This window comes from Halovivax ruber XH-70, from assembly GCF_000328525.1.
Taxonomy (GTDB): Archaea; Halobacteriota; Halobacteria; order Halobacteriales; family Natrialbaceae; genus Halovivax; species Halovivax ruber.
On sequence record NC_019964.1, the window covers coordinates 960,088 to 978,155 of the forward strand.

General features: G+C 65.2%; 18 protein-coding genes and 1 tRNA gene. 10 read left to right on the forward strand and 9 right to left on the reverse strand.

Annotated elements, in window-relative coordinates:
- Positions 1–83: 83 nt before the first annotated feature.
- Both HALRU_RS04485 and HALRU_RS04490 read right to left on the reverse strand, forming a co-directional pair.
- Entirely contained in the window at positions 84–923 is an 840-nt protein-coding gene (locus HALRU_RS04485; protein WP_015300213.1) for a hypothetical protein, read from the reverse strand.
- A gap of 237 nt (positions 924–1,160) precedes the next feature.
- Positions 1,161–1,235 (reverse strand) — tRNA-Arg (locus tag HALRU_RS04490).
- Between the two features lie 218 nt (positions 1,236–1,453).
- Between HALRU_RS04490 and HALRU_RS04495 the strand changes: the two genes are divergently transcribed.
- The 5 genes from HALRU_RS04495 to HALRU_RS04515 all read left to right on the forward strand — a co-directional run bounded on the left by HALRU_RS04495 (position 1,454) and on the right by HALRU_RS04515 (position 5,147).
- Positions 1,454–2,350: a universal stress protein gene (locus HALRU_RS04495; protein WP_015300214.1), complete on the forward strand. Its 897-nt coding sequence runs from the start codon at positions 1,454–1,456 to the stop codon at positions 2,348–2,350.
- Between the two features lie 179 nt (positions 2,351–2,529).
- A complete protein-coding gene (locus tag HALRU_RS04500) occupies positions 2,530–2,712 on the forward strand; it encodes a DUF7511 domain-containing protein (protein ID WP_007698141.1) in 183 nt (60 codons plus the stop codon).
- 108 nt (positions 2,713–2,820) lie between these two features.
- Positions 2,821–3,675 (forward strand): geranylgeranylglycerol-phosphate geranylgeranyltransferase, encoded by an 855-nt coding sequence (locus HALRU_RS04505; protein WP_015300215.1) that lies wholly within the window; start codon positions 2,821–2,823, stop codon positions 3,673–3,675.
- 310 nt (positions 3,676–3,985) lie between these two features.
- Positions 3,986–4,609, forward strand: a complete 624-nt coding sequence (locus tag HALRU_RS04510) for an RAD55 family ATPase (protein WP_015300216.1) — start codon at positions 3,986–3,988, stop codon at positions 4,607–4,609.
- 127 nt (positions 4,610–4,736) lie between these two features.
- Positions 4,737–5,147, forward strand: a complete 411-nt coding sequence (locus tag HALRU_RS04515; protein ID WP_015300217.1) for a CoA-binding protein — start codon at positions 4,737–4,739, stop codon at positions 5,145–5,147.
- Positions 5,148–5,177: 30 nt separating this feature from the next.
- Here the strand turns inward: HALRU_RS04515 and HALRU_RS04520 are convergent, their stop codons facing one another.
- A complete protein-coding gene (locus HALRU_RS04520; RefSeq protein ID WP_015300218.1) occupies positions 5,178–5,861 on the reverse strand; it encodes a hypothetical protein in 684 nt (227 codons plus the stop codon).
- 281 nt (positions 5,862–6,142) lie between these two features.
- Between HALRU_RS04520 and thiC the strand changes: the two genes are divergently transcribed.
- Entirely contained in the window at positions 6,143–7,576 is a 1,434-nt protein-coding gene (gene thiC, locus HALRU_RS04525; RefSeq protein ID WP_015300219.1) for a phosphomethylpyrimidine synthase ThiC, read from the forward strand.
- Between the two features lie 102 nt (positions 7,577–7,678).
- Positions 7,679–8,659, forward strand: coding sequence for a PhzF family phenazine biosynthesis protein (locus tag HALRU_RS04530; protein WP_015300220.1), 981 nt, complete (start codon positions 7,679–7,681; stop codon positions 8,657–8,659).
- A gap of 26 nt (positions 8,660–8,685) precedes the next feature.
- On the opposite strand, the gene HALRU_RS04535 is transcribed toward HALRU_RS04530, so the two are convergent.
- Entirely contained in the window at positions 8,686–9,210 is a 525-nt protein-coding gene (locus HALRU_RS04535) for a DUF5817 domain-containing protein (RefSeq protein ID WP_015300221.1), read from the reverse strand.
- A gap of 261 nt (positions 9,211–9,471) precedes the next feature.
- Here HALRU_RS04535 and HALRU_RS04540 point away from each other — a divergent pair, with 261 nt between their 5' ends.
- Both HALRU_RS04540 and HALRU_RS04545 read left to right on the forward strand, forming a co-directional pair.
- Positions 9,472–10,461 (forward strand): ABC transporter ATP-binding protein, encoded by a 990-nt coding sequence (locus HALRU_RS04540; protein ID WP_015300222.1) that lies wholly within the window; start codon positions 9,472–9,474, stop codon positions 10,459–10,461.
- Positions 10,458–11,324 carry an ABC transporter permease gene (locus tag HALRU_RS04545; RefSeq protein WP_015300223.1) on the forward strand — a complete coding sequence of 289 codons (867 nt, stop codon included), beginning with the start codon at positions 10,458–10,460 and terminating at the stop codon, positions 11,322–11,324. Before HALRU_RS04540 ends, HALRU_RS04545 begins: the two co-directional genes overlap by 4 nt.
- Positions 11,325–11,354: 30 nt before the next feature.
- On the opposite strand, the gene HALRU_RS04550 is transcribed toward HALRU_RS04545, so the two are convergent.
- The 3 genes from HALRU_RS04550 to HALRU_RS04560 all read right to left on the reverse strand — a co-directional run bounded on the left by HALRU_RS04550 (position 11,355) and on the right by HALRU_RS04560 (position 13,749).
- Positions 11,355–11,597: an amphi-Trp domain-containing protein gene (locus HALRU_RS04550; RefSeq protein WP_015300224.1), complete on the reverse strand. Its 243-nt coding sequence runs from the start codon at positions 11,595–11,597 to the stop codon at positions 11,355–11,357.
- A gap of 462 nt (positions 11,598–12,059) precedes the next feature.
- On the reverse strand, positions 12,060–13,322 hold the full coding sequence (gene icd, locus HALRU_RS04555; RefSeq protein ID WP_148680437.1) for an isocitrate dehydrogenase (NADP(+)): 1,263 nt from the start codon (positions 13,320–13,322) through the stop codon (positions 12,060–12,062).
- Positions 13,323–13,395: 73 nt separating this feature from the next.
- Positions 13,396–13,749 carry a hypothetical protein gene (locus HALRU_RS04560; RefSeq protein ID WP_148680438.1) on the reverse strand — a complete coding sequence of 118 codons (354 nt, stop codon included), beginning with the start codon at positions 13,747–13,749 and terminating at the stop codon, positions 13,396–13,398.
- A 165-nt stretch (positions 13,750–13,914) separates the two neighbouring features.
- Between HALRU_RS04560 and HALRU_RS04565 the strand changes: the two genes are divergently transcribed.
- Positions 13,915–14,892 (forward strand): isoaspartyl peptidase/L-asparaginase, encoded by a 978-nt coding sequence (locus HALRU_RS04565; protein ID WP_015300227.1) that lies wholly within the window; start codon positions 13,915–13,917, stop codon positions 14,890–14,892.
- 50 nt (positions 14,893–14,942) lie between these two features.
- Here HALRU_RS04565 and ppk1 read toward each other — a convergent pair whose 3' ends face one another.
- Both ppk1 and HALRU_RS04575 read right to left on the reverse strand, forming a co-directional pair.
- Positions 14,943–17,246 carry a polyphosphate kinase 1 gene (ppk1, locus tag HALRU_RS04570; RefSeq protein WP_015300228.1) on the reverse strand — a complete coding sequence of 768 codons (2,304 nt, stop codon included), beginning with the start codon at positions 17,244–17,246 and terminating at the stop codon, positions 14,943–14,945.
- Positions 17,247–17,256: 10 nt separating this feature from the next.
- The gene (locus tag HALRU_RS04575; protein WP_015300229.1) at positions 17,257–17,952 is read right to left on the reverse strand and encodes a metallophosphoesterase family protein; all 696 of its coding nucleotides are present in this window, start codon (positions 17,950–17,952) and stop codon (positions 17,257–17,259) included.
- Positions 17,953–18,068 lie beyond the last annotated feature (116 nt).

The following is an 18,068-nucleotide window of genomic DNA, read 5'->3' on the forward strand; positions in this document are numbered from 1 at the left end:
AGCACGCGCCTCGGGTGAGCGATTGCTGGTTCCGCTCGATGCTGGCCCGCCACCTCGACCAATCTAACTGGAGCGCAGGCGGCTCAGGTTTCCGGATCGTACTGCTCGCGGTGGATAACAACCTGCCCGTCCGCTTCGAGGAGCAGTGTGACGACGATCTCGTCCCCGTCGGGATCGAACGGGGTCGTCGCTTCGGTGACCGGCGGGAGGGTATCGCCGTCTTGTTGCCAGTAGCTGCTGTCGTCCCCGACGCTTTCGGCATAGACCCGGAGTTCCTCGGCAGCGACCTCGCCAGCGCCGTCCAGGGAAACCGTTGCTCGCTCGCGCTCCTCGTCGAACGTGACGTCGGTGACGATGTCGTAGGCTTCGTCCTCGACGGGTTCGGCGTCGATTTCCATCGACTGGCCGTACGGGAAGAAGACGGTCCACTCGCCGTCTTCCGTGAGGAGGACTATCTCTTCCGTCCGTTCGACCGGGAGGCCATCTTCGGTGGTTTCGACCGTCGAACTGGCGAGCACCGCCGACTCTCCCTCGATAGCCGCCTCGAGCGAGGTGTCCTCACCCTCGAACCAGAACGCGACCGACTGCCGGTCGCTCAGGGTTTCCGGATCGAACGACTCGTCGACGATCTCGTGTTCGGCGTCAGCCTCCGGCGCCGGTTCGTAGCTAAATCCACTCTCGTCGCTCTCGACGCGGTTGTACGGGTGTGCCGAGTGCAGGTACTCGCGGATCGCGTCCGGATCGTCCGACTGCGCTGCCTCGTAGTACGATTCGAGGACGGAGAGTGCCGGGTGGTCGTCGGACGAACTCGTCTCGCTCGTAGGCGAGTCATCGTCGTCCGGTGCCGTGAACTGCTCGAGACAGCCACTCAGGGAGAGGCTTCCAACTGTCGCCACCGAGAGGAGAACGCGTCGTCGATCCATACCGATTCTATATATGTTCCGAAGGTAAAAATTACGATAGTGAGCGTCTTTTGAACCTGTTCACTTCGAGCTGCACGCGATCCTGTCCCAATCCGTCATTGTGCCTGTTGGACCTGGAAAGATTTTGCCGACAGCGCTCTTGCGAGTCACTCCGAAATCGCTACTCGCTGGCGCTGCAAGCGATCGGTTGAAACACGACACTCACGTCTGTTGTATTCGAATCAACCGGAAAACGAATGGGCGCTGCAGGATTTGAACCCGCGACAGCTTGGTCCGAAGCCAAGTACTCTGTCCAGACTGAGCTAAGCGCCCTCGGTCTGTTTTGGGTCGCAAACGTACGTTTTCGCCGCACCTTTAAGACGGTTTCTCTTTCGAGCCTCTGATTCGGTTGTGAGTGCCCGTCCAGACGGTTTCGCTGCGACCTCTCGTCCGTCGGGTCGCTCACTCTCCAGTCACGCTGATGACGGCCGAAGTGGGCCCCTTCGGAGGCAAACGATCATGGTGCTCTGCGACCAATTCTCGCCTATATCATGTTCGATCGAATTCTTCTCGCCGTCGACGGCAGTGACGAGGCGCGCCACGCCGCGGCACGTGGGCTGGATCTCGCCGAGGCGTTCGAGGCGACAGTCGACGCGCTGTTTGTCGTGGACGACTCGGCGCTTCGTCTCACGCGCTCGTCGGGTGAACGGGAACGGCTTCGAGAACGGGGCGACGAAGTTCTCGCGGACGTCGAGTCACTCGCTGCCGAGCGCGATCGCTCGATCACCACCACGGTGGTCGAGGGCGCTCCCGCGACGGCGATCGGCGAGTACGCGACCGAGAACGCGGCGGATGCGATCGTCGTCGGGCGCCAGGGGATGACGGGGCTGGGGAAACGACTGCTGGGCGGCGTGACCGAACGACTGCTTCGCGGGTGCAACGTCCCGGTGTTCGTCGTCCCGGCGGACGACGATCTGACGACGGGCGAGGAGGACTACGAAACCGTTCTCGTGCCGACCGACGGCAGCGACCCGGCCGCAGCGGCGGCCGACTACGGCAGTGCGATCGCAGGGCGAACAGGCGCCGCGTTACACGTGCTCAACGTCGTCGACGTCCAGGCGGCCGGCGGTCTGTTCAGTGCAGGTGGCCTCGAGTCGGAATTCCTCGAACGGCTCGAAGCGCGTGGCCACGAAATCGTCGACGACGCGGTCGCGGATCTCGACGCCGAGCAGTCGACCCTCGACGTCACGACGGCCGTCGAACGGATCTCGTCTCACCAGGGCGTCGCTCCGGGAATCCGCGAGTACGCCGAGGAAAACGCGGTCGATCTCGTCGTCATGGGTTCTCGGGGTCGCTCCACCGTCGGTCGGCAGTTATTGGGCAGTGTCGCTTCGACGGTGTTGCGCACGGTTTCTGTCCCGGTACTCGTCGTCTCTCGGGCGCCCTAGTTTCCATCGACTGTTTACGGTTCCAGCGCATCCGCGTCCGACCCGATTGGTGTAATCCGAATCGATCGACCGATCCCAGACGGCCGATCCAGCCCTGGTACTTGAGGGTGTGGTGGGTTCCGGTAACTGTGGGAAAGGCCGTGACCCTTACGTACTCCCGTCGTCTGGTACTAGGTACCATGTCCGCGAAGGACGCAGCAGTCGATCCGTCGATGGCTGCACCGGGCGACGACCTCGAACTCCTCTCCGACGAGGACGGTCGGTGGACCATCGTCCCGGTAGCGGCCGAGGGAGACGAGCGGCTCACCCAGTGGCTCACCGTCGACGCGGACACACTTTTCGAACTCGACGACTGGCGGTAACGGGACCGCCTCTGCGGTCGGGGCCAACCCCCGAATTTGTCGTCCACCCGTCGGTTCGACCGCCACGGCATCGGACCCTTTTTAGCGGTTCGCTCGCCAGACTGACCCATGACGGCGGTCGAGACCGGACGGGGACTGTGGGAGCTGTTACGTCCAGTGAACGCTATCGCCGCTGCCGTCCTCACGGCGATCGGCGCGTTTGTCGCGGGTGGACTCGTCGAGGCACCACTGGCCGTCGGCGCGGCCGCGGCGGCGACGTTCTTCGGGACGGGCGCGGGGAACGCGATCAACGACTACTTCGATCGGGAGATCGACGCCCACAACAAGCCAGACCGCCCCATTCCACGGGGTGCCGTCTCGCCACGTCAGGCACTCTGGTACGCGATGGCGTGCTTCGCCGCGGCCGTCGTACTCGCGTTGACGCTCCCGGTACTCGCGATCGGAATCGCCCTGTTCAATCTGCTCGCCCTGATCAGTTACACGCAGGTGTTCAAGGGCCTGCCCGGAGCGGGCAACGTCGTCGTCGCCTACCTGGGCGGCAGTACGTTCCTCTTCGGTGCGGCAGCCGCGGGACGGATCGGGCCAGCGGTGGTCCTCTTCGCGCTCGCGGCGCTCTCGACACTCAGCCGAGAAATCGTCAAGGACGTTGAAGACATCGCGGGCGACCGTGCCGAGGGGCTCAACACGCTCCCGATCGCGATCGGCGAGCGACGTGCCCTCTGGATCGCCGTCGGCGTGCTCGCGATTGCGATTCTCGCGAGCCCGATCCCGTACCTGACCGAGGCGTTCGGGCTGGCCTACCTGCTCGTGCTCGTCCCGGCGATCGCGTACATGGCCTACGCAGCGTGGACGAGCCTCACGGACCCGGCTCGCGGCCAGCACCACCTGAAGTACGGCATGTTCCTGGCGGCGCTCGCGTTCGTGATCGGGCGACTGAGTGTGTCGGTTCCGGCACTGGCATGATGACTGCCGGCTGGACACTGCTCGATGGCCGATCGTAACTGGTAGTCCAGTCGTTGGAGGTCGCCAGCGCGATCTCTGGGCGGGAATCGCCCGGCCCTCACCATCAGACGTCGACCGGCCTGCGATACGATGTCTCACGAGGCAGTGGAGCTGCCGCTGGCGCCCTCTCACGGTGATTAACGATAGAAACCATCTTCCGTGCCTCTGTGTTATCAAAAGGAATATAACCTGTTCACTGTATCACTCTGGATAGGTACCAGTGGAATCACGCGCTCGCTGTGGTGGACGCCGAGAGGAAGTGTAATCTGCCATGTATGACCTCCCTGACGTCCCGTCGGCCGACGATCTCGACGCTGGAACGAACGTTCTCGTCGCGGGGCCGCCGCTGACCGGCAAACGCGATCTCGCGATCGAGGCGTTGGCGAGCGGCGCGAACCGTGGAGATGGGTCGATCATCGTCACGACGAAAGACAGTGCGGACAAGGTGCTCGACGATTTCACCGAGGCCGTGGGTGTCACAGACCCCGACGTCGGCATCGTCGATTGCGTGACGAAACAGCGCGGGATCGGGACCGTCGACGACGATCCGCGCATCAAGTACGCCTCGTCGCCGGTCGACATGACCGGCATCGGGATCAAACTCTCCGAGTTCCTCCAGGAGTTCTACGAGAACCGCTCGCTCACGGAGAATCGCATCCTCTTGCACTCGATCTCCACGCTGCTCATGTACTCGGATCTCCAGACCGTCTTCCGATTCCTCCACGTCTTCACCGGCCGCATCCAGAGTGCCGACGCCCTCGGGCTCTGTGTGATCGACTCGACCGCCCACGACGACCAGACGATGAACACGCTCAAACAGCTCTTCGACGTCGTCGTCGAGATCGAAGACGGCGAGGGCGACCAGCCGAAGATTCGAACGGCAGGTCTCTCCTGATCGCCGACCGGCGCAGTGGCCCGCCGTATCGCGTATCGTTCTCTCTCTCTCTCTCTCGTACTCACACTCTCTCGCACGTCGCGCTCTGTCCCCGAACGTTTTCACGCTCCCGCGCGAGCCTCTGGGTATGCCTGTCGAGACTGACGCGGCCCTCAGGGAGATTCTCGGCCACAAGCGCGTCGGGGTGGTCGGCTGTTCGACCACGCCCGGGAAAGCAGCCCACGACGTGCCCGCCTACTTGCAGCGACACGGGTACGAGATCGTTCCGATCAATCCGACCGCGCAGGAAGTTCTCGGACGCGACGCCGCCGACTCGCTCACGGCGGTCGACACCGAACTTCCGCTCGTCTGCATCTTTCGGCCGAGCGACGAGGTCGCGGGAATCGTCGACGAGGCGATCGATCGCGGCGACGTTCGCGTGGTGTGGACCCAGCTGGGCATACGCGATCCAGAGGCTGCCAAACGGGCCGAAGACGCGGGGCTCTCCGTCGTCCAGGATCGGTGCATGAAAGTCGAGCACGGCCGCCTCTGTGGGTGACTGAATGCAAAATCCCGTTGTGTCGGTTCCTTACAGCGGGAGGGCGGCCCGGAGGATTGAGGCGTACAGCGTCGGACTTCGTCGTCGCGACCCCGTCAGCGCCGTTTCGAGCGCGTCCCCGGCGTCCGTCTCGATCCCGGCGCCGTGGCCGACGAGGACCCGCTGTGGATCGAACCCGGACAGCCGCTTCCGTGGCGGCCAGAGTCGCCGTGCCGGGTGGACGCCGAGCCGTTCCCCGTCCGTTCGAAAGTACGACACGGTCCCGACGCTCTCCGGGACGACCAGCGTCTCCGTCGCCGGATCGAAGAGCGCGACCTCCTGCCAGAACCGGCTGCGCGTGACCACCTGACTCCGAATCCCGGTGTCGGCCAGTTCCGCGCCGAAGCGTCTGACCGGGGCATCGAGTTCCGACTCGACGCCGTCGAACCAGTCGGGCAGCCAGACCGCGACGTCGTGGCGCGTCGCGATCGCCGCGGCGTCGCGTTTGTGCCGGTCGAGCCCGACGACGACGCCCGCGACGGACCCGCGCTCGGCGAGCAATTCGTCGAGCCCCTCTCCGTCGACCGGATCGATCACCCAGACCGCGTCGTCGACGACGAGTGCGTGACTCGCTCGCTGCATCCGCTCGTCGGGGTGGGCGATCCAGCTGAAGCCGCCGTCGAAGTCGGCGACCACTTGCAACTCGGTCGTGGCGTCGTCAGTCCGGATCGTCATACCGTTCGTACGAGACGGACGATACAAAGATGGCTCGCCGTCGGAGGGGGCAGGTAGCTGTCCTGATACCGGGTCGCTCTCCTGGCACCGAGTCGACTACCTGGGTCCGGGTGGTCCCTGGGTTGGCTCGTTTCCGTGGATCCAAGCCGTTTTCCTGGGTTCCGGTTTCGCTACTGCTTCTCATGGCTCCCGCTGGCGATTCCTTCGCCAGATCCGGCGGACCGGCCTATTCATTTCACCGCTCCACAGGTATTATGACTTAGTAGTACTACCTAGTGATCATGCCGCGTACCCAACGCCAGGCAGCCAGGGACGGAACGATTACACCGGAAATGGAACGCGTCGCCGAGCGGGAAGGGTGTGAGCCCGATCGCGTGCGAGAGGCGGTCGCCACGGGCCGGGCAGTGATCCCGGCGAATCACGCCCATACCGCGCTCGATCCGATGATCATCGGCGAGGCGTTCGCGACGAAGGTGAACGCGAACATCGGGAACAGCGAGACGACCAGCGACATCGAGGCGGAGCGCGAGAAACTACACACGGCGGTTCACTACGGTGCGGACACAGTGATGGATCTCGGGACGGGAGCCGACCTCGACACGATCCGCGAGGATCACCTCGATCGATCACCGGTTCCGCTGGGAACCGTTCCACTTTACGAGGCGGTCAAGCAGGCCGGCGATCCGGCAGCCCTCACGCCCGAGCTACTCCTGTCGGTCATCGAGAAGCAGGCCCGACAGGGCGTCGACTACATGACGATCCACGCGGGCATTCTCGCCGAGCACCTGCCGCTCACCGAGGGGCGCAAGACGGGGATCGTCTCGCGCGGCGGTTCGATCGTGGCGAAGTGGATGGAAGCGCACGGCGAACAGAATCCGCTGTTTTCCGTCTACGACGACATCTGCGAGCTCTTCGCGACCCACGACGTCACCATCAGTCTCGGCGATAGTTTGCGACCCGGTTGTCTGGCCGACGCCTGTGACGAGGCCCAGTACGCCGAACTCGACACGCTGGGTGAACTCACCCGACGGGCCTGGGATCACGGTGTACAGGTCATGATCGAGGGGCCCGGCCACGTGCCGATGGACCGCATCGCGGAGAACGTCGAGCGCCAGCGACGCGTCTGCGACGGCGCGCCGTTCTACGTGCTCGGCCCCCTCGTCACGGACGTCGCCCCCGGCTACGACCACATCACGAGCGCCATCGGCGCCGCCATGGCTGCACAGGAAGGCGCTGCGATGCTCTGTTACGTGACCCCGAAAGAACACCTCGGGCTCCCCGACCGGGAGGACGTTCGCGAGGGACTCGCGGCCTACCGGATCGCCGCCCACGCCGGCGACGTCGCGAACGGTCGCCCCGGCGCCCGCGACTGGGACGACGCCCTTTCGGAGGCGCGCTACGCCTTCGACTGGACTGAACAGTTCGCGCTCGCCCTCGATCCCGAACGCGCTCGGGAGTACCACGACCAGACCCTCCCCGGCGACAACTACACCGACGCCCGCTTCTGCTCGATGTGTGGCGTCGAGTTCTGTTCGATGCGCATCGACCAGGACGCCCGAGAGGATGGCGATCTCGCCGCACTGACCGCTGACACGGACCTCGACGACTCCCCTGCGTCGGCGGTCAATCGACCGCCCGTCGGCACGCACGATGGCGAGCTCGGTCGCACGGCCGACGACCGGTCGGCGCCCGACACGCCTGCGGCCAACGAGTGATCGTCTCGGTGCGTCGCTGGCCACTCCACTCGCCGTACTGGGTGAGCGAATTGGTGGGCCGTTGTCGCCACGACTAAACCATCCCCCGCCGTTCGGGCGTGCATGAACAACGGAACACTCACGGCGTCGGTCAGGCTCGTCGATGCCTTCACCGACGAGCCACTCGCCGGCAACCCCGCCGGCGTCGTCTTCGAGGCCGACGAACTCGTCGACGAACAGCGCCAGGCGATCGCGAACGAACTCTCGGTCAGCGAGACGGCGTTCGCGAGTGAGAGTGACGACGCCGACTATCGCCTTCAGTACTTCACGCCGACCCAGGAGGTCGACCTCTGCGGGCACGCGACGATCGGGACGCTGGTCGCGGCGCACGAAACCGGCCGATTGGAACCGGGGACGGCGACCATCGAGACCAACGTCGGGGTGCTTGACGTCGATATCGAACCCGACGGAACCGCGTGGATGACCCAGGACGCTCCCACGATCCGTGAGGTCGATCTCGGCTACGACCGCGTCGCCGAGGCGCTCGGGGTCGAGGTCGCTGCCCTCGAAGGTGTTGGCGCCGACCTTCCCCTGGCCGTCTCGTCGACGGGATTGCCCTTCCTGATGGTCCCCATCACCTACCTGCAGGACGTCGGCGGGGCCGACCCCGACATGGCAGAGATCGAGACGCTGGCGGACGAGTTCGACGCGACCGGCATCTACCTCTTCACGTTCGACGCCCTCGAGGCCGACTCGACGGTACACGGGCGGATGTTCGCGCCAGGTGCAGGGGTTCCCGAAGATCCCGTCACCGGGACTGCGAGCGGCGCGGTGGGGGCGTACCTGCGTCGATTCGGGGCCTTCTCCGGCGACACCGGCGGGACGGTCACGGCGGGCACCGGCGGCGACACGAGCGTCGCCGTCTCGATCGACGAGTCGGCCCCGACGGAACTCGTGATGGAACAGGGCCACTACGTCGATCGTCCCGGTCGCGTCCGGGTCCGCGTCGACGGTGACGTTCGCGTCGGTGGGCACGGAATCGTCTCGATGACCGGTGAGCTGGCGGTTCCGTCAGTCGCCGAGGACGACATTATCGAACCCTGAGAACCACTTTCGGCCGCCCGACACGCCTACAGCAGTCGATACCGCCCGCGACTCTCACTGGCGTCGCCCGTTCTGACGAGCTTCTCGAGCGCCCGTTCGGTGTACGACGAGGGAACGCCGCGCTCCTCGGCGTAGGCGATCGCCTCGTCGGCGGTCGGCCGGTCGAGTTCCTCGATCGCCCGTTCGACGATCTCCTTGCGACTTCCACTGCTGGTCGACCCACGGGGGTCGCGCTCGCCAGCCGCTGTCACTTCGTCGACGTCGAGCCCGGATTCTGCGAGGAACGTCTCGTCGTCGACGACGCCGTCTTCGACCTGTGATTCGAGCTCCGAGACCGAGTCCACGCTCGCGAACGCCTCGCCCTCGTCCTGGCGATTCGCGAGCATCGACGCGCGCACCTCGCGTGCGTGATCGGCGTCTTCGGTCTCGACGAACTTCTTTCGGGCATCGAACGGCCGGCGAGAGCCACAGCGCGGACACTGACTCGTCTCCGATCGCCCCTCGACGATCCAGAGGGTGGAACACTCGCTACAGCCGACCACCGCGTACATATCTGGTCGTTCTCCCGGATGCCTGTTGAATATCTCGGTCACGGTTCCGATTTTCCGAACGCGTGTCGCGTCCGTGGTGCGGCAATTCGTTATCTTCCGTCTGGTGCGGCAATGCGTCGTCTCCCTCCGGCTGTGTCGCCGGTCGCACAGCCGTGATCGGTTAGAAACAAGTGACTGACGAGGGCGTCAGCGAAATGACAACCTATTTGGAGCCACCGTTGTGACACTCACGAGAACTGTGGGCGAGGCTCAACGATAGCTATGACTGCAATACGAACCGACGGACTGACGAAACGATTCGGCGATCTCACGGCCGTCTCCGGGCTCGACCTCGAGATCGAGGAGGGGGAAGTCTTCGGCTTTCTGGGACCCAATGGCGCAGGGAAGTCGACGACGATCAACATGTTGCTCGATTTCACCCGGCCGACGGCGGGCTCGGCGACGGTTCTGGGATACGACGCCCAGGCGGCGTCTGACGAGATCAGCCAGCGGGTCGGTATCCTTCCCGAGGGGTTCTCGGTGTACGACCGTCTCACGGGACGAAAACACATCGAGTTCGCGATCGAGACGAAAGGTGCCGATCAGTCGCCGGACGACCTCCTGGCGCGCGTCGGTCTCTCGCCCGAGGACGGCGACCGCGCTGCGGGCGGCTACTCCAAGGGGATGCGCCAGCGCCTCGCGACCGGCATGGCCCTCGCGGGGGATCCGGATCTGCTCATCATGGACGAACCCTCGACCGGGCTCGACCCGACGGGGATCAACGAGATGCAGGATCTCGTCCGGGCGGAGGCCGAACGCGGGACGACCGTGTTCTTCTCGAGTCACATCTTAGAACACGTCGAGGCGGTCTGCGACCGCGTTGGGATCCTCCGCGCGGGCGAACTCATCGCGCTCGATACGATCGAGGGGTTACGCGCATCCGTCGGCGGCGGCGCGACGATGACGGTCACGGCCGCGAACACGCTCGACGGTGTCGTCGACGCTGTCGCCGCGATCGATGGCGTCTCGAACGTCACGGCGACCGGCCATCGACTCGAGGCGTTCGTCGAGCGACCCGCGGCGAAACCGCTCGTCGTCACGACCGTCGCCGACGCCGGCGTCGAGCTGACGGACCTCCGTATCGAGGAGACGTCACTCGAGTCGATGTTCACCACGCTGATCGAAGGTGACGATGCCCCGGCCACGACGCTCGCCGGTGACGTCGAGTCGGCGCCGGATCGAAGGGTGGCGAACGCCGGAGGTGACGAATGACGGGTCACACGCTCACCGTGGCGAAGAAGGACTTCGCCGACGCGGGCCGTTCGAAACTGCTGTGGTCGATCATCGGCCTACTCGTTGGCCTTTCAGCGCTCGGCTACATCATCGTCTGGGCGACCGGCGAGGACATCGCGGCCGGCGAAATGCTCGGCTTCCTCGCGATCCCGCTCGGTGTCCTCGTCCCCATCGCCGCCCTCATCGGCGGCTACATGGCCATCGTCGGCGAACGCCGGTCGGGGAGCCTGAAACTCTTGCTCGGTCTTCCGCCGAACCGCGCCGACGTGGTCTTCGGCAAGCTCCTCGGTCGTGCCGCGGTGATCGGTCTCGCAGTCGTCCTCTCGTTCGCGGTCGCGCTGGTCCTGAGCGTCGTGCTGTTCGGTGGCGCACCGATCGTCGATCTGGCGTCGCTGGGAGCGTTGTCGGTCCTCTACGGCTTCGCGTTCGTCGGCCTCGCGGTCGGCGTCTCCGCCGGCGTCGCCTCGCGCGGCCGTGCGATGGCGCTCACCGTCGGCACGTTCATGATCTTCTTCGCGTTCTGGGAACTGCTCACCGCCGGCGTCTACTACTTCGCGCACGACGGATTCCCGCCCGCACAGCCGGAGACCTGGTACCTCTTCGCCCAGCAGCTGAACCCGCTTCAGTCCTTCGCGTACGCCGCCTCGACGCTGGTCGAGAGCCAGGTGTTCCCGGTCATGTTCCGGTTCAACCTCGATCAGACGTTCGCGGCGCCGGCCGACCGCGTCGCCGGCGACACCCCGTTCTTCCTGCAGGAGTGGTTTGGCGCCCTGCTACTGCTGGTCTGGGTCGTCGTCCCGGTCGCCATCGGCTACTATCGGTTCGAGAAGGCCGACCTGTAGGCCCGACGGCTGTCTGATTCGTCCCGGTCGTCACTCGGTCCAGCGAATCTCGTACTCCAGTTCGTAGCGCTGTTCGCCGGTTTCTGAATCGGTGAGCCGCTCGAGTTCAACCTCGAACCGAGCCTCGTCTGGCACACCGGTCCGGTAATCGTCGGTCGGACTGTCGAGTGCGACCGTCCCGTCTTCGATCTGTTCGGCGGCCGCGACGAGTGCGTCGGCGATTTCGGTTCGTGACCGGACTTCTTCCGTCTTGAACAGTACTTCTTCGGGCATGGTGGAACCGACGTCGAACAATGCCAAATGAGTAGGAGGTCGTTCCCACTGCGTGACACTCGATTGGTGGCGGTCGCGACCCGATCGATCGGCCATCGGGAGGTGGGTGACACCAGTAGTTGCGCCGGCGACGAGGGTAGCGACCCACCGCTATCCATGCTCGTGCTGGGCTTTCTCTGTACAATCTGTGTTCGTCGTCCTGGCCACGACGGCGATGACTGACTGACTCCTCCCGTGATGGCGATGGTCGAGTGACGACTCCGATTCCCGTCGGCACGAACGCACCTGTCGCCGTGTCGAGTCGGTATGCCGGCCACAGAAAAATTTCCCGTCGGCGTCGAATCGCGGGTACGCGAGCGTCTCGATATCGTCAGAACGCCAGGCGTTCTGACTGCGTGAGTGGCTCTCTACGAGAGTCGCTCGATGTTCTGGCGGCTCCGCCGCCAGAGGACGAGAAGCGTTCTACGAAAGCTTCTCGATGTTCGCGACGACTTCCTCGGCGAACTCGCTGGTGGCGAGCTTCTCGGCGTCGTCGAGGTTACGTTCCAGGTCGTAGGTGACCTTGCCCGAGGAGATGGTCTCCTCGACGGCGTCACGGACGAGGTCTGCGGCGTCGGTCCAGCCGATGTACTCGAGCATCATGCGGCCCGAGAGGATGATGGCGGTCGGGTTGACCTTGTCCTGGCCCTCGTACTTGGGCGCGGAGCCGTGGACGGGTTCGGCGAGCAGGCGGCCGTCGCCGAAGTTGGCGCCGGGCGCGATGCCGAGTCCACCGATCTGGGCGCCGGCGGCGTCGGACATGTAGTCACCGTTTAAGTTCATCGTCGCGACGACGTCGTAGTTGTCCGTGCGGGTCAGGAGCTGCTGGAGCATGTTGTCGGCGATGCGGTCGTTGACGACGACGGCGTCGTCGGGCTGCTCGCCGTCGCGCTCCTCCCAGAGGGTGTCCTCGGTGATGACCTCGTCGCCGTACTCCTCCTCGGCGACCTCGTAGCCCCAGTCGCGGAACTGGCCCTCGGTGAACTTCATGATGTTGCCCTTGTGGACCAGCGTGACCGAATCGCGGTCGTGTTCTAAGGCGTAGTCGATCGCACGGCGAACGAGCCGCTTCGTCCCGAACTCCGTGATCGGCTTGACGCCGATACCGACGGGGCCGTCGTGGATGACGCCCGTGGCGCCCATTTCGTCCTCGACGAACTCCTTGACCTGTTCGACTTCGTCGGTGCCTTCCTCCCACTCGATGCCCGCGTAGACGTCCTCCGTGTTCTCACGGAAGGTGATCATGTCCATCTGCTCGGGCTCGGAGACGGGCGAGGGGACGCCGTCCATGTAGTAGGTCGGGCGGACGTTCGCGTAGAGGTCGAGCTTCTTGCGCAGTGCGACGTTCAGCGAGCGGAAGCCGGCGCCGACGGGTGTCGTGAGTGGTCCTTTGATCGCGACGCGGTGGTCCTTGATGGCCTGGACGGTCTCCTCGGGGAGATTCTCGTCGTAGCGCTCGCGGGCGGATTCGCCGGCGAAGAGGCGCATCCAGTTGATCTCGCGGCCGGTCGCCTCCGCGGCGGCCTCTAACACCTGCTGGGCGGCCGGGCCGACGTCCTTGCCGACGCCGTCGCCGTAGATGATCGGGATGATCGGGTCGTCGGGTACCTCGAGTTCGTTCTCGGTCCCTTCTTTCAGCGTGATCTTCGTCCCATCCTCTGGGACCTCGATCTTGTCGTAGCTCATCTCGTCTGTAACTCCCGTTACCGCGCCTAAAAGCGCATCCATTTCCGCGCGAGATCCCGCAAGTGTTGCCCGTTCAGGCGGCCAGCCCCGTGGAGACGACCCCGACGTTCCAGCCGGTGACGGCCGTCCCGACGACCGCCAGCGCGAACGGAATAGCGACCCGTTTGGGCGTCGAGATCGCTCGCCAGAGGCCGTAGAACGCCGCCAGCGTCGCTCCCTTCGCGGCGAGCAAGCCGACCGGCCCGTACCGCTCGACGAGCGGGGCCACGACGGGGCCGACCTCGACGGCCTCTACACCCCAGAGCCCGATACCCGTCGTGATGGCGTCGCCGACGCCGTAGAAGCAGAGCGCGATCACCCAGAGCGTGCGCTCGTGACCGCGGAGCCACGCGACCCAACTGCTCGCCGGCCCGTCGTCGTGATGCACTGGTCGCCTCACCATTTCGAGACGAGCGGCAAAGTCCCACCGGTTAGCCGCTGATTCCCGTCGCCAGCGCGATCCACCGTCGGGAATAGCGGCCACGCTGTGGGGAGACCGCCGCGCTGTAGGGAGACCGGGACGATTATTCCATCGCGGTGGTAGTCTCCGTGCATGCAGGTCATCGTCCACGGGGGCGCAGGGAGCCAGCCCGAAGAACCGGAACCGAGACAGGCGGTCCTCGACGACGCTGCCGAGACCGGGACGGCAGCCGAGGCACCGCTCGACGCGGTCGAGGCGGCCATCAGCGTGCTCGAATCGTCACCGCGGTTCAACGCTGGAGTCGGCGGTGCCGTCCAGTCGGATGGCGTCGTCAGAACAGACGCGGGCGTCATGACCGACGACCGGGCCGTTGGCGCTGCGTGTTCCATGCCAGGCGTCGAACACGCTGTCAGCGTCGCCAGACTCGTCATGGAAGAGACGCCACACGGGTTCGTCGCCGGTGAGCACGCCGTCTCGCTGGCCGAGGCGTTCGACGTCGAGACCGGCGTCGACCTCTGGTCCGAACGCACCCGCGAGAAGTGGGCGGAACTCGACCCACCGGCCGGCGGTCCGCGCGAGCACCTGGACTGGATCGCGGACAAGTACGGCCGGTCGGATCCGGACGGCCGCGACGCCGAGGCGGACGGCTCGACCACGGCGAACGCGTCGGCCTCACCGACCGACTCGTCCACGACGGCCGACGGCTCCCGGACACCGGGTGTCGACGACGAGCACGACCACGACACCGTCGGTGCCGTCGCCCGCGACGGCGACCGGATCGCGGCGGCGACCTCGACGGGTGGGCGATGGCTCGCGTTCGCGGGCCGCGTCGGCGACGTTCCGCAGGTCGGCTCCGGCTTCTACTGCTGTCCGGCGGCAGGAGTCAGCGCCACGGGCGCCGGGGAGGACATCGCCCGGGTCACGCTCTCGCGACGGGTTGCCCGCCACATCGAGCGCGGGCTCGACGCCGACGCGGCGACGACGCTCGCGATGGAGGAGTTCGGCGAACTCACCGGCGCAAACGCCGGCGTCATCGCCATCGACGCGGACGGGACCGTCGGATCGGCGTTCAACAGCGAGGGGATGCAGACGGCTGTGGCCTGGGACTGAGGGGACGGGCTGCAGGCCCTGCTTTCTAAACTAATCAGCTGTCGAAGTGATTAGCTGTCGGCCGAGTTTTCGTTGAGTATTCGGGCGTCTCGCCTTGCACGATCCATGAATATCGTGTGTGCGTCGACGGGGTCGTCGCCTGCAGGAACGGGTTCGTACGAGCCGTCGCTTCGCATCACCCACCGGTTGCGTTCGTCTGCGAGCAGCGTCTCGAGGATCGCGTCGAGTCGGTCACGCAACGGGCGAGCCTCGACCGGGACGAGCGTCTCGATGCGGTCGTCGAGATTCCGTTGCATCCAGTCGGCCGAGCCGACGTAGTACCGCTCAGAGCCACCGTCGCGTGCGTAGACGATCCGCGAGTGTTCGAGGAATCGACCGACGATGCTGTGGACGGTGATCGTCTCGCTGATCCCGCCGATTCCAGGGCGGAGTCGGCAGATTCCCCGAACCAGGCAATCGATCTCGACGCCGGCCATCGACGCCCGGTACAGTTCGCGAATCAACGCCGGATCTTCGAGTCGGTTCACCTTAACGATTAGTCGCGCATCGTCGCCGGCTCGCGCGCGTTCGGCCTCCGCTCGAATCACCGCTCGCAGTCGCTCTCGTAATTCGACCGGAGCGACCAGCAACGCCTCGTAGTCGCCGTGTAAGGTCTGTCCGGTGTAGTAGTTGAAGAGTCGGACTAGGTCACGACCGATCGCTGGATCGGCGGTCAACAATCCGAGATCCTCGTACCCCTTCGCGGTTTCGGAGTGGTAGTTGCCGGTCCCGATGTGGGAGTAGAGTCCGACGCCGTCGGCTTCGTCGCGAACGACGAGTGCGGCCTTGCTGTGGGTCTTGTACCCGATGGTGCCGTAGGCGACGTGGATCCCCTCCGCCTCGAGCCGTTCGACCCACTCGAGATTGTTTTGCTCGTCGAATCTGGCAGCGAGTTCGACCATCACCGCGACCTGTTTCCCGTTTCGTGCGGCTGTGAGGAGACTCTCGATGACCCGTGAATCGCTCGCCGTTCGATAGATAGCGGCCTTGATCGCGAGCACGTCGGGGTCTCTCGCCGCCTTCTCGAGGAACCGACAGACCGTCTTCTCGAACGAGTGATAGGGATGGTGGAGGAGGACGTCGTTCGCCCGGATCGCGTCGAAGATGGTCCGTTTCTCGTCGCGAGCGGCGGCCGCCAGACGAGGGTGGGGCTGGGGCGTCCACTCCGGCCCGGAGAGGTCGGGCCGGTCGAGCGACGCGATCCGGTTGAAGTCGCGGTACTCGAGGGGGCCGGGGAGTGAGAACACCTGTCGATCGGTCAGGTCGAGCTCCCGCGCGAGGATGTCGACGATCGCCTCGGGCGCATCGGGTTCGATCTCGAGGCGGACGACGTTCCCGAACCGTCGCCGGTCGAGGATCGACTCGGTCGCCTCGATCATGTCGTCGGCCTCCTCCGCGCGACTCACTTCGGCGTTTCTCGTCACGCGGAACAGCGCGGTGTCGACGATCTCGACGTCGGGGAACAACAGGTCGAGGTTCGATCGGACGACGTCTTCGAGGAGCACGAACTGCGATCCGGGCTCGAACGACACGAAGCGCTCGCGGTTGCGCGGGATCTTGATGCGCGAGAACGTGACGCCGTCGTCACAATCACGTCTCGTGAGGACAGCCAGCGAGAGGCTCTGGTTCGAGATGAACGGGAACGGGTGGGCCGGGTCGAAGGTCAGCGGGGTCAGGGTCGGGAGGATCGACTCTTCGAACGTCGATCGAGCCGCGTTCGCCGCGGCCGGTGAGAGGGCGTCGTAGTCGACGATGTCGATCCCGTTGGCCGCCAGGGCTGGACGAATTTCCTCACTGTAACAGCGTGCCTGGGCGGCCAGAATGGCGCCTGCTTCGGAGAGTGCGTCCGTCAATCGCTGGTCCGTCGTTCGGCCGGCTGGGGAGCGCTCGTCCGATCCTGATCGGAGCCGACGATCGAGACCGCCGATCCGTTTCCGGACGAACTCGTCGAGGTTGGCCGTCAGTATGGCCAGGAACCGAACTCGTTCGAGCAGTGGATTCGTCTCGTCGCGTGCTTCGGCGAGGACGCGACGCTGGAAGGCGAGTTCGCTTTGCTCGCGGTCGAGATAGAACACGGGATCGGTCAGGTCGCCGTCGTCGAGTCGCTCGTCCGTCGCTCGCTCGGCGCTGTCGGGACGGGCAGGCTCGTCTTCGACCATGGATCGGAACGTGATCGCGTTCCCGTCGCCCTCGGTAGCGTCGGATACGTCCGCGGACGAGTCGGCTGTCTCATTGTGTCCGGAGCCGGCGGCCGTCGATCGACCGTGACTCGATTCTCCATCCTGTACAGGCTCTGCCTGGTCACCACCCTCCATTCCCCTCACCTCACCTCGACCCCCAGTGAGACACGATCTTCGCCGACGCTCGCTCCTGGTGGGGCTGACCATCGACCGTGACGAACCGCTCGTTCGTGAGGTCGTAGGCGGCGAGTTGCCCACCGTAGACACACCCGGTATCGAGCCCGACGATCCACTCGTCCTCGATTGGGTCGGAGAGCACGGTGTGGCCGAAGAAGACGCGCGGTGGGCCCTCGTAGCGCTCGAACCAGAACGGACCATCGTAGCCGTCGCCAGTCGGCGAGCGCATCGTCTGTAGCTCGTCGCGCGTGTGTGCGTGCACCTCACGTTCGGGATCGAGGCCGCCGTGAACGACCAATCCACCGTCCCATCGGATCGCATCGGGGAGCGTGCGCAGGTACGCCCGCTCCGATGGCCCCACGGAGGGACAGGTGATCTCCTCGTCGAGGAGTTTCTGCTCGTTGTTCCCTCTGACGGCAAGCATGTTCTCGTGTCGTCGGACGAATCGAACGACGCTCCCGCCGTCGGGTCCTTTCCGAACGAGGTCACCGACGAACAGGACGAGGTCATCATCGTCGACGCCGATCGTGGTGACCAAATCGTCGAGCGCGCCTCGACAGCCGTGGACGTCTCCGATCACGTACACGTTGTCCCAGGTTGTAGGCTCGATCCAGTGTTCAACGAACGGGACGGCTGTGTCTCCGTACGAAGCGGTGCGCAGCACGAGGGAATTTCCGACACATACCTGTATTACGCTTTATATGATTGGTACTGAGGAGTTGGGTGGCATCAGTATCGCTCAGTGGTCTCTATACCAGTACATATCTGGTCGCGGCAGAT

Excerpts from the sequence above, each read along its gene's own strand:
- HALRU_RS04495 (WP_015300214.1), top strand. The coding sequence starts at position 1,454 with ATGTTCGATCGAATTCTTCTCGCCGTCGACGGCAGTGACGAGGCGCGC.
- HALRU_RS04530 (WP_015300220.1), top strand. The coding sequence starts at position 7,679 with ATGAACAACGGAACACTCACGGCGTCGGTCAGGCTCGTCGATGCCTTC.
- HALRU_RS04515 (WP_015300217.1), top strand. The coding sequence starts at position 4,737 with ATGCCTGTCGAGACTGACGCGGCCCTCAGGGAGATTCTCGGCCACAAG.
- icd (WP_148680437.1), bottom strand. The coding sequence starts at position 13,322 with ATGAGCTACGACAAGATCGAGGTCCCAGAGGATGGGACGAAGATCACG.
- HALRU_RS04535 (WP_015300221.1), bottom strand. The coding sequence starts at position 9,210 with ATGTACGCGGTGGTCGGCTGTAGCGAGTGTTCCACCCTCTGGATCGTC.
- HALRU_RS04550 (WP_015300224.1), bottom strand. The coding sequence starts at position 11,597 with ATGCCCGAAGAAGTACTGTTCAAGACGGAAGAAGTCCGGTCACGAACC.
- HALRU_RS04520 (WP_015300218.1), bottom strand. The coding sequence starts at position 5,861 with ATGACGATCCGGACTGACGACGCCACGACCGAGTTGCAAGTGGTCGCC.
- HALRU_RS04545 (WP_015300223.1), top strand. The coding sequence starts at position 10,458 with ATGACGGGTCACACGCTCACCGTGGCGAAGAAGGACTTCGCCGACGCG.
- HALRU_RS04500 (WP_007698141.1), top strand. The coding sequence starts at position 2,530 with ATGTCCGCGAAGGACGCAGCAGTCGATCCGTCGATGGCTGCACCGGGC.
- ppk1 (WP_015300228.1), bottom strand. The coding sequence starts at position 17,246 with ATGGAGGGTGGTGACCAGGCAGAGCCTGTACAGGATGGAGAATCGAGT.
- HALRU_RS04485 (WP_015300213.1), bottom strand. The coding sequence starts at position 923 with ATGGATCGACGACGCGTTCTCCTCTCGGTGGCGACAGTTGGAAGCCTC.
- thiC (WP_015300219.1), top strand. The coding sequence starts at position 6,143 with ATGCCGCGTACCCAACGCCAGGCAGCCAGGGACGGAACGATTACACCG.
- HALRU_RS04505 (WP_015300215.1), top strand. The coding sequence starts at position 2,821 with ATGACGGCGGTCGAGACCGGACGGGGACTGTGGGAGCTGTTACGTCCA.
- HALRU_RS04510 (WP_015300216.1), top strand. The coding sequence starts at position 3,986 with ATGTATGACCTCCCTGACGTCCCGTCGGCCGACGATCTCGACGCTGGA.
- HALRU_RS04565 (WP_015300227.1), top strand. The coding sequence starts at position 13,915 with ATGCAGGTCATCGTCCACGGGGGCGCAGGGAGCCAGCCCGAAGAACCG.
- HALRU_RS04540 (WP_015300222.1), top strand. The coding sequence starts at position 9,472 with ATGACTGCAATACGAACCGACGGACTGACGAAACGATTCGGCGATCTC.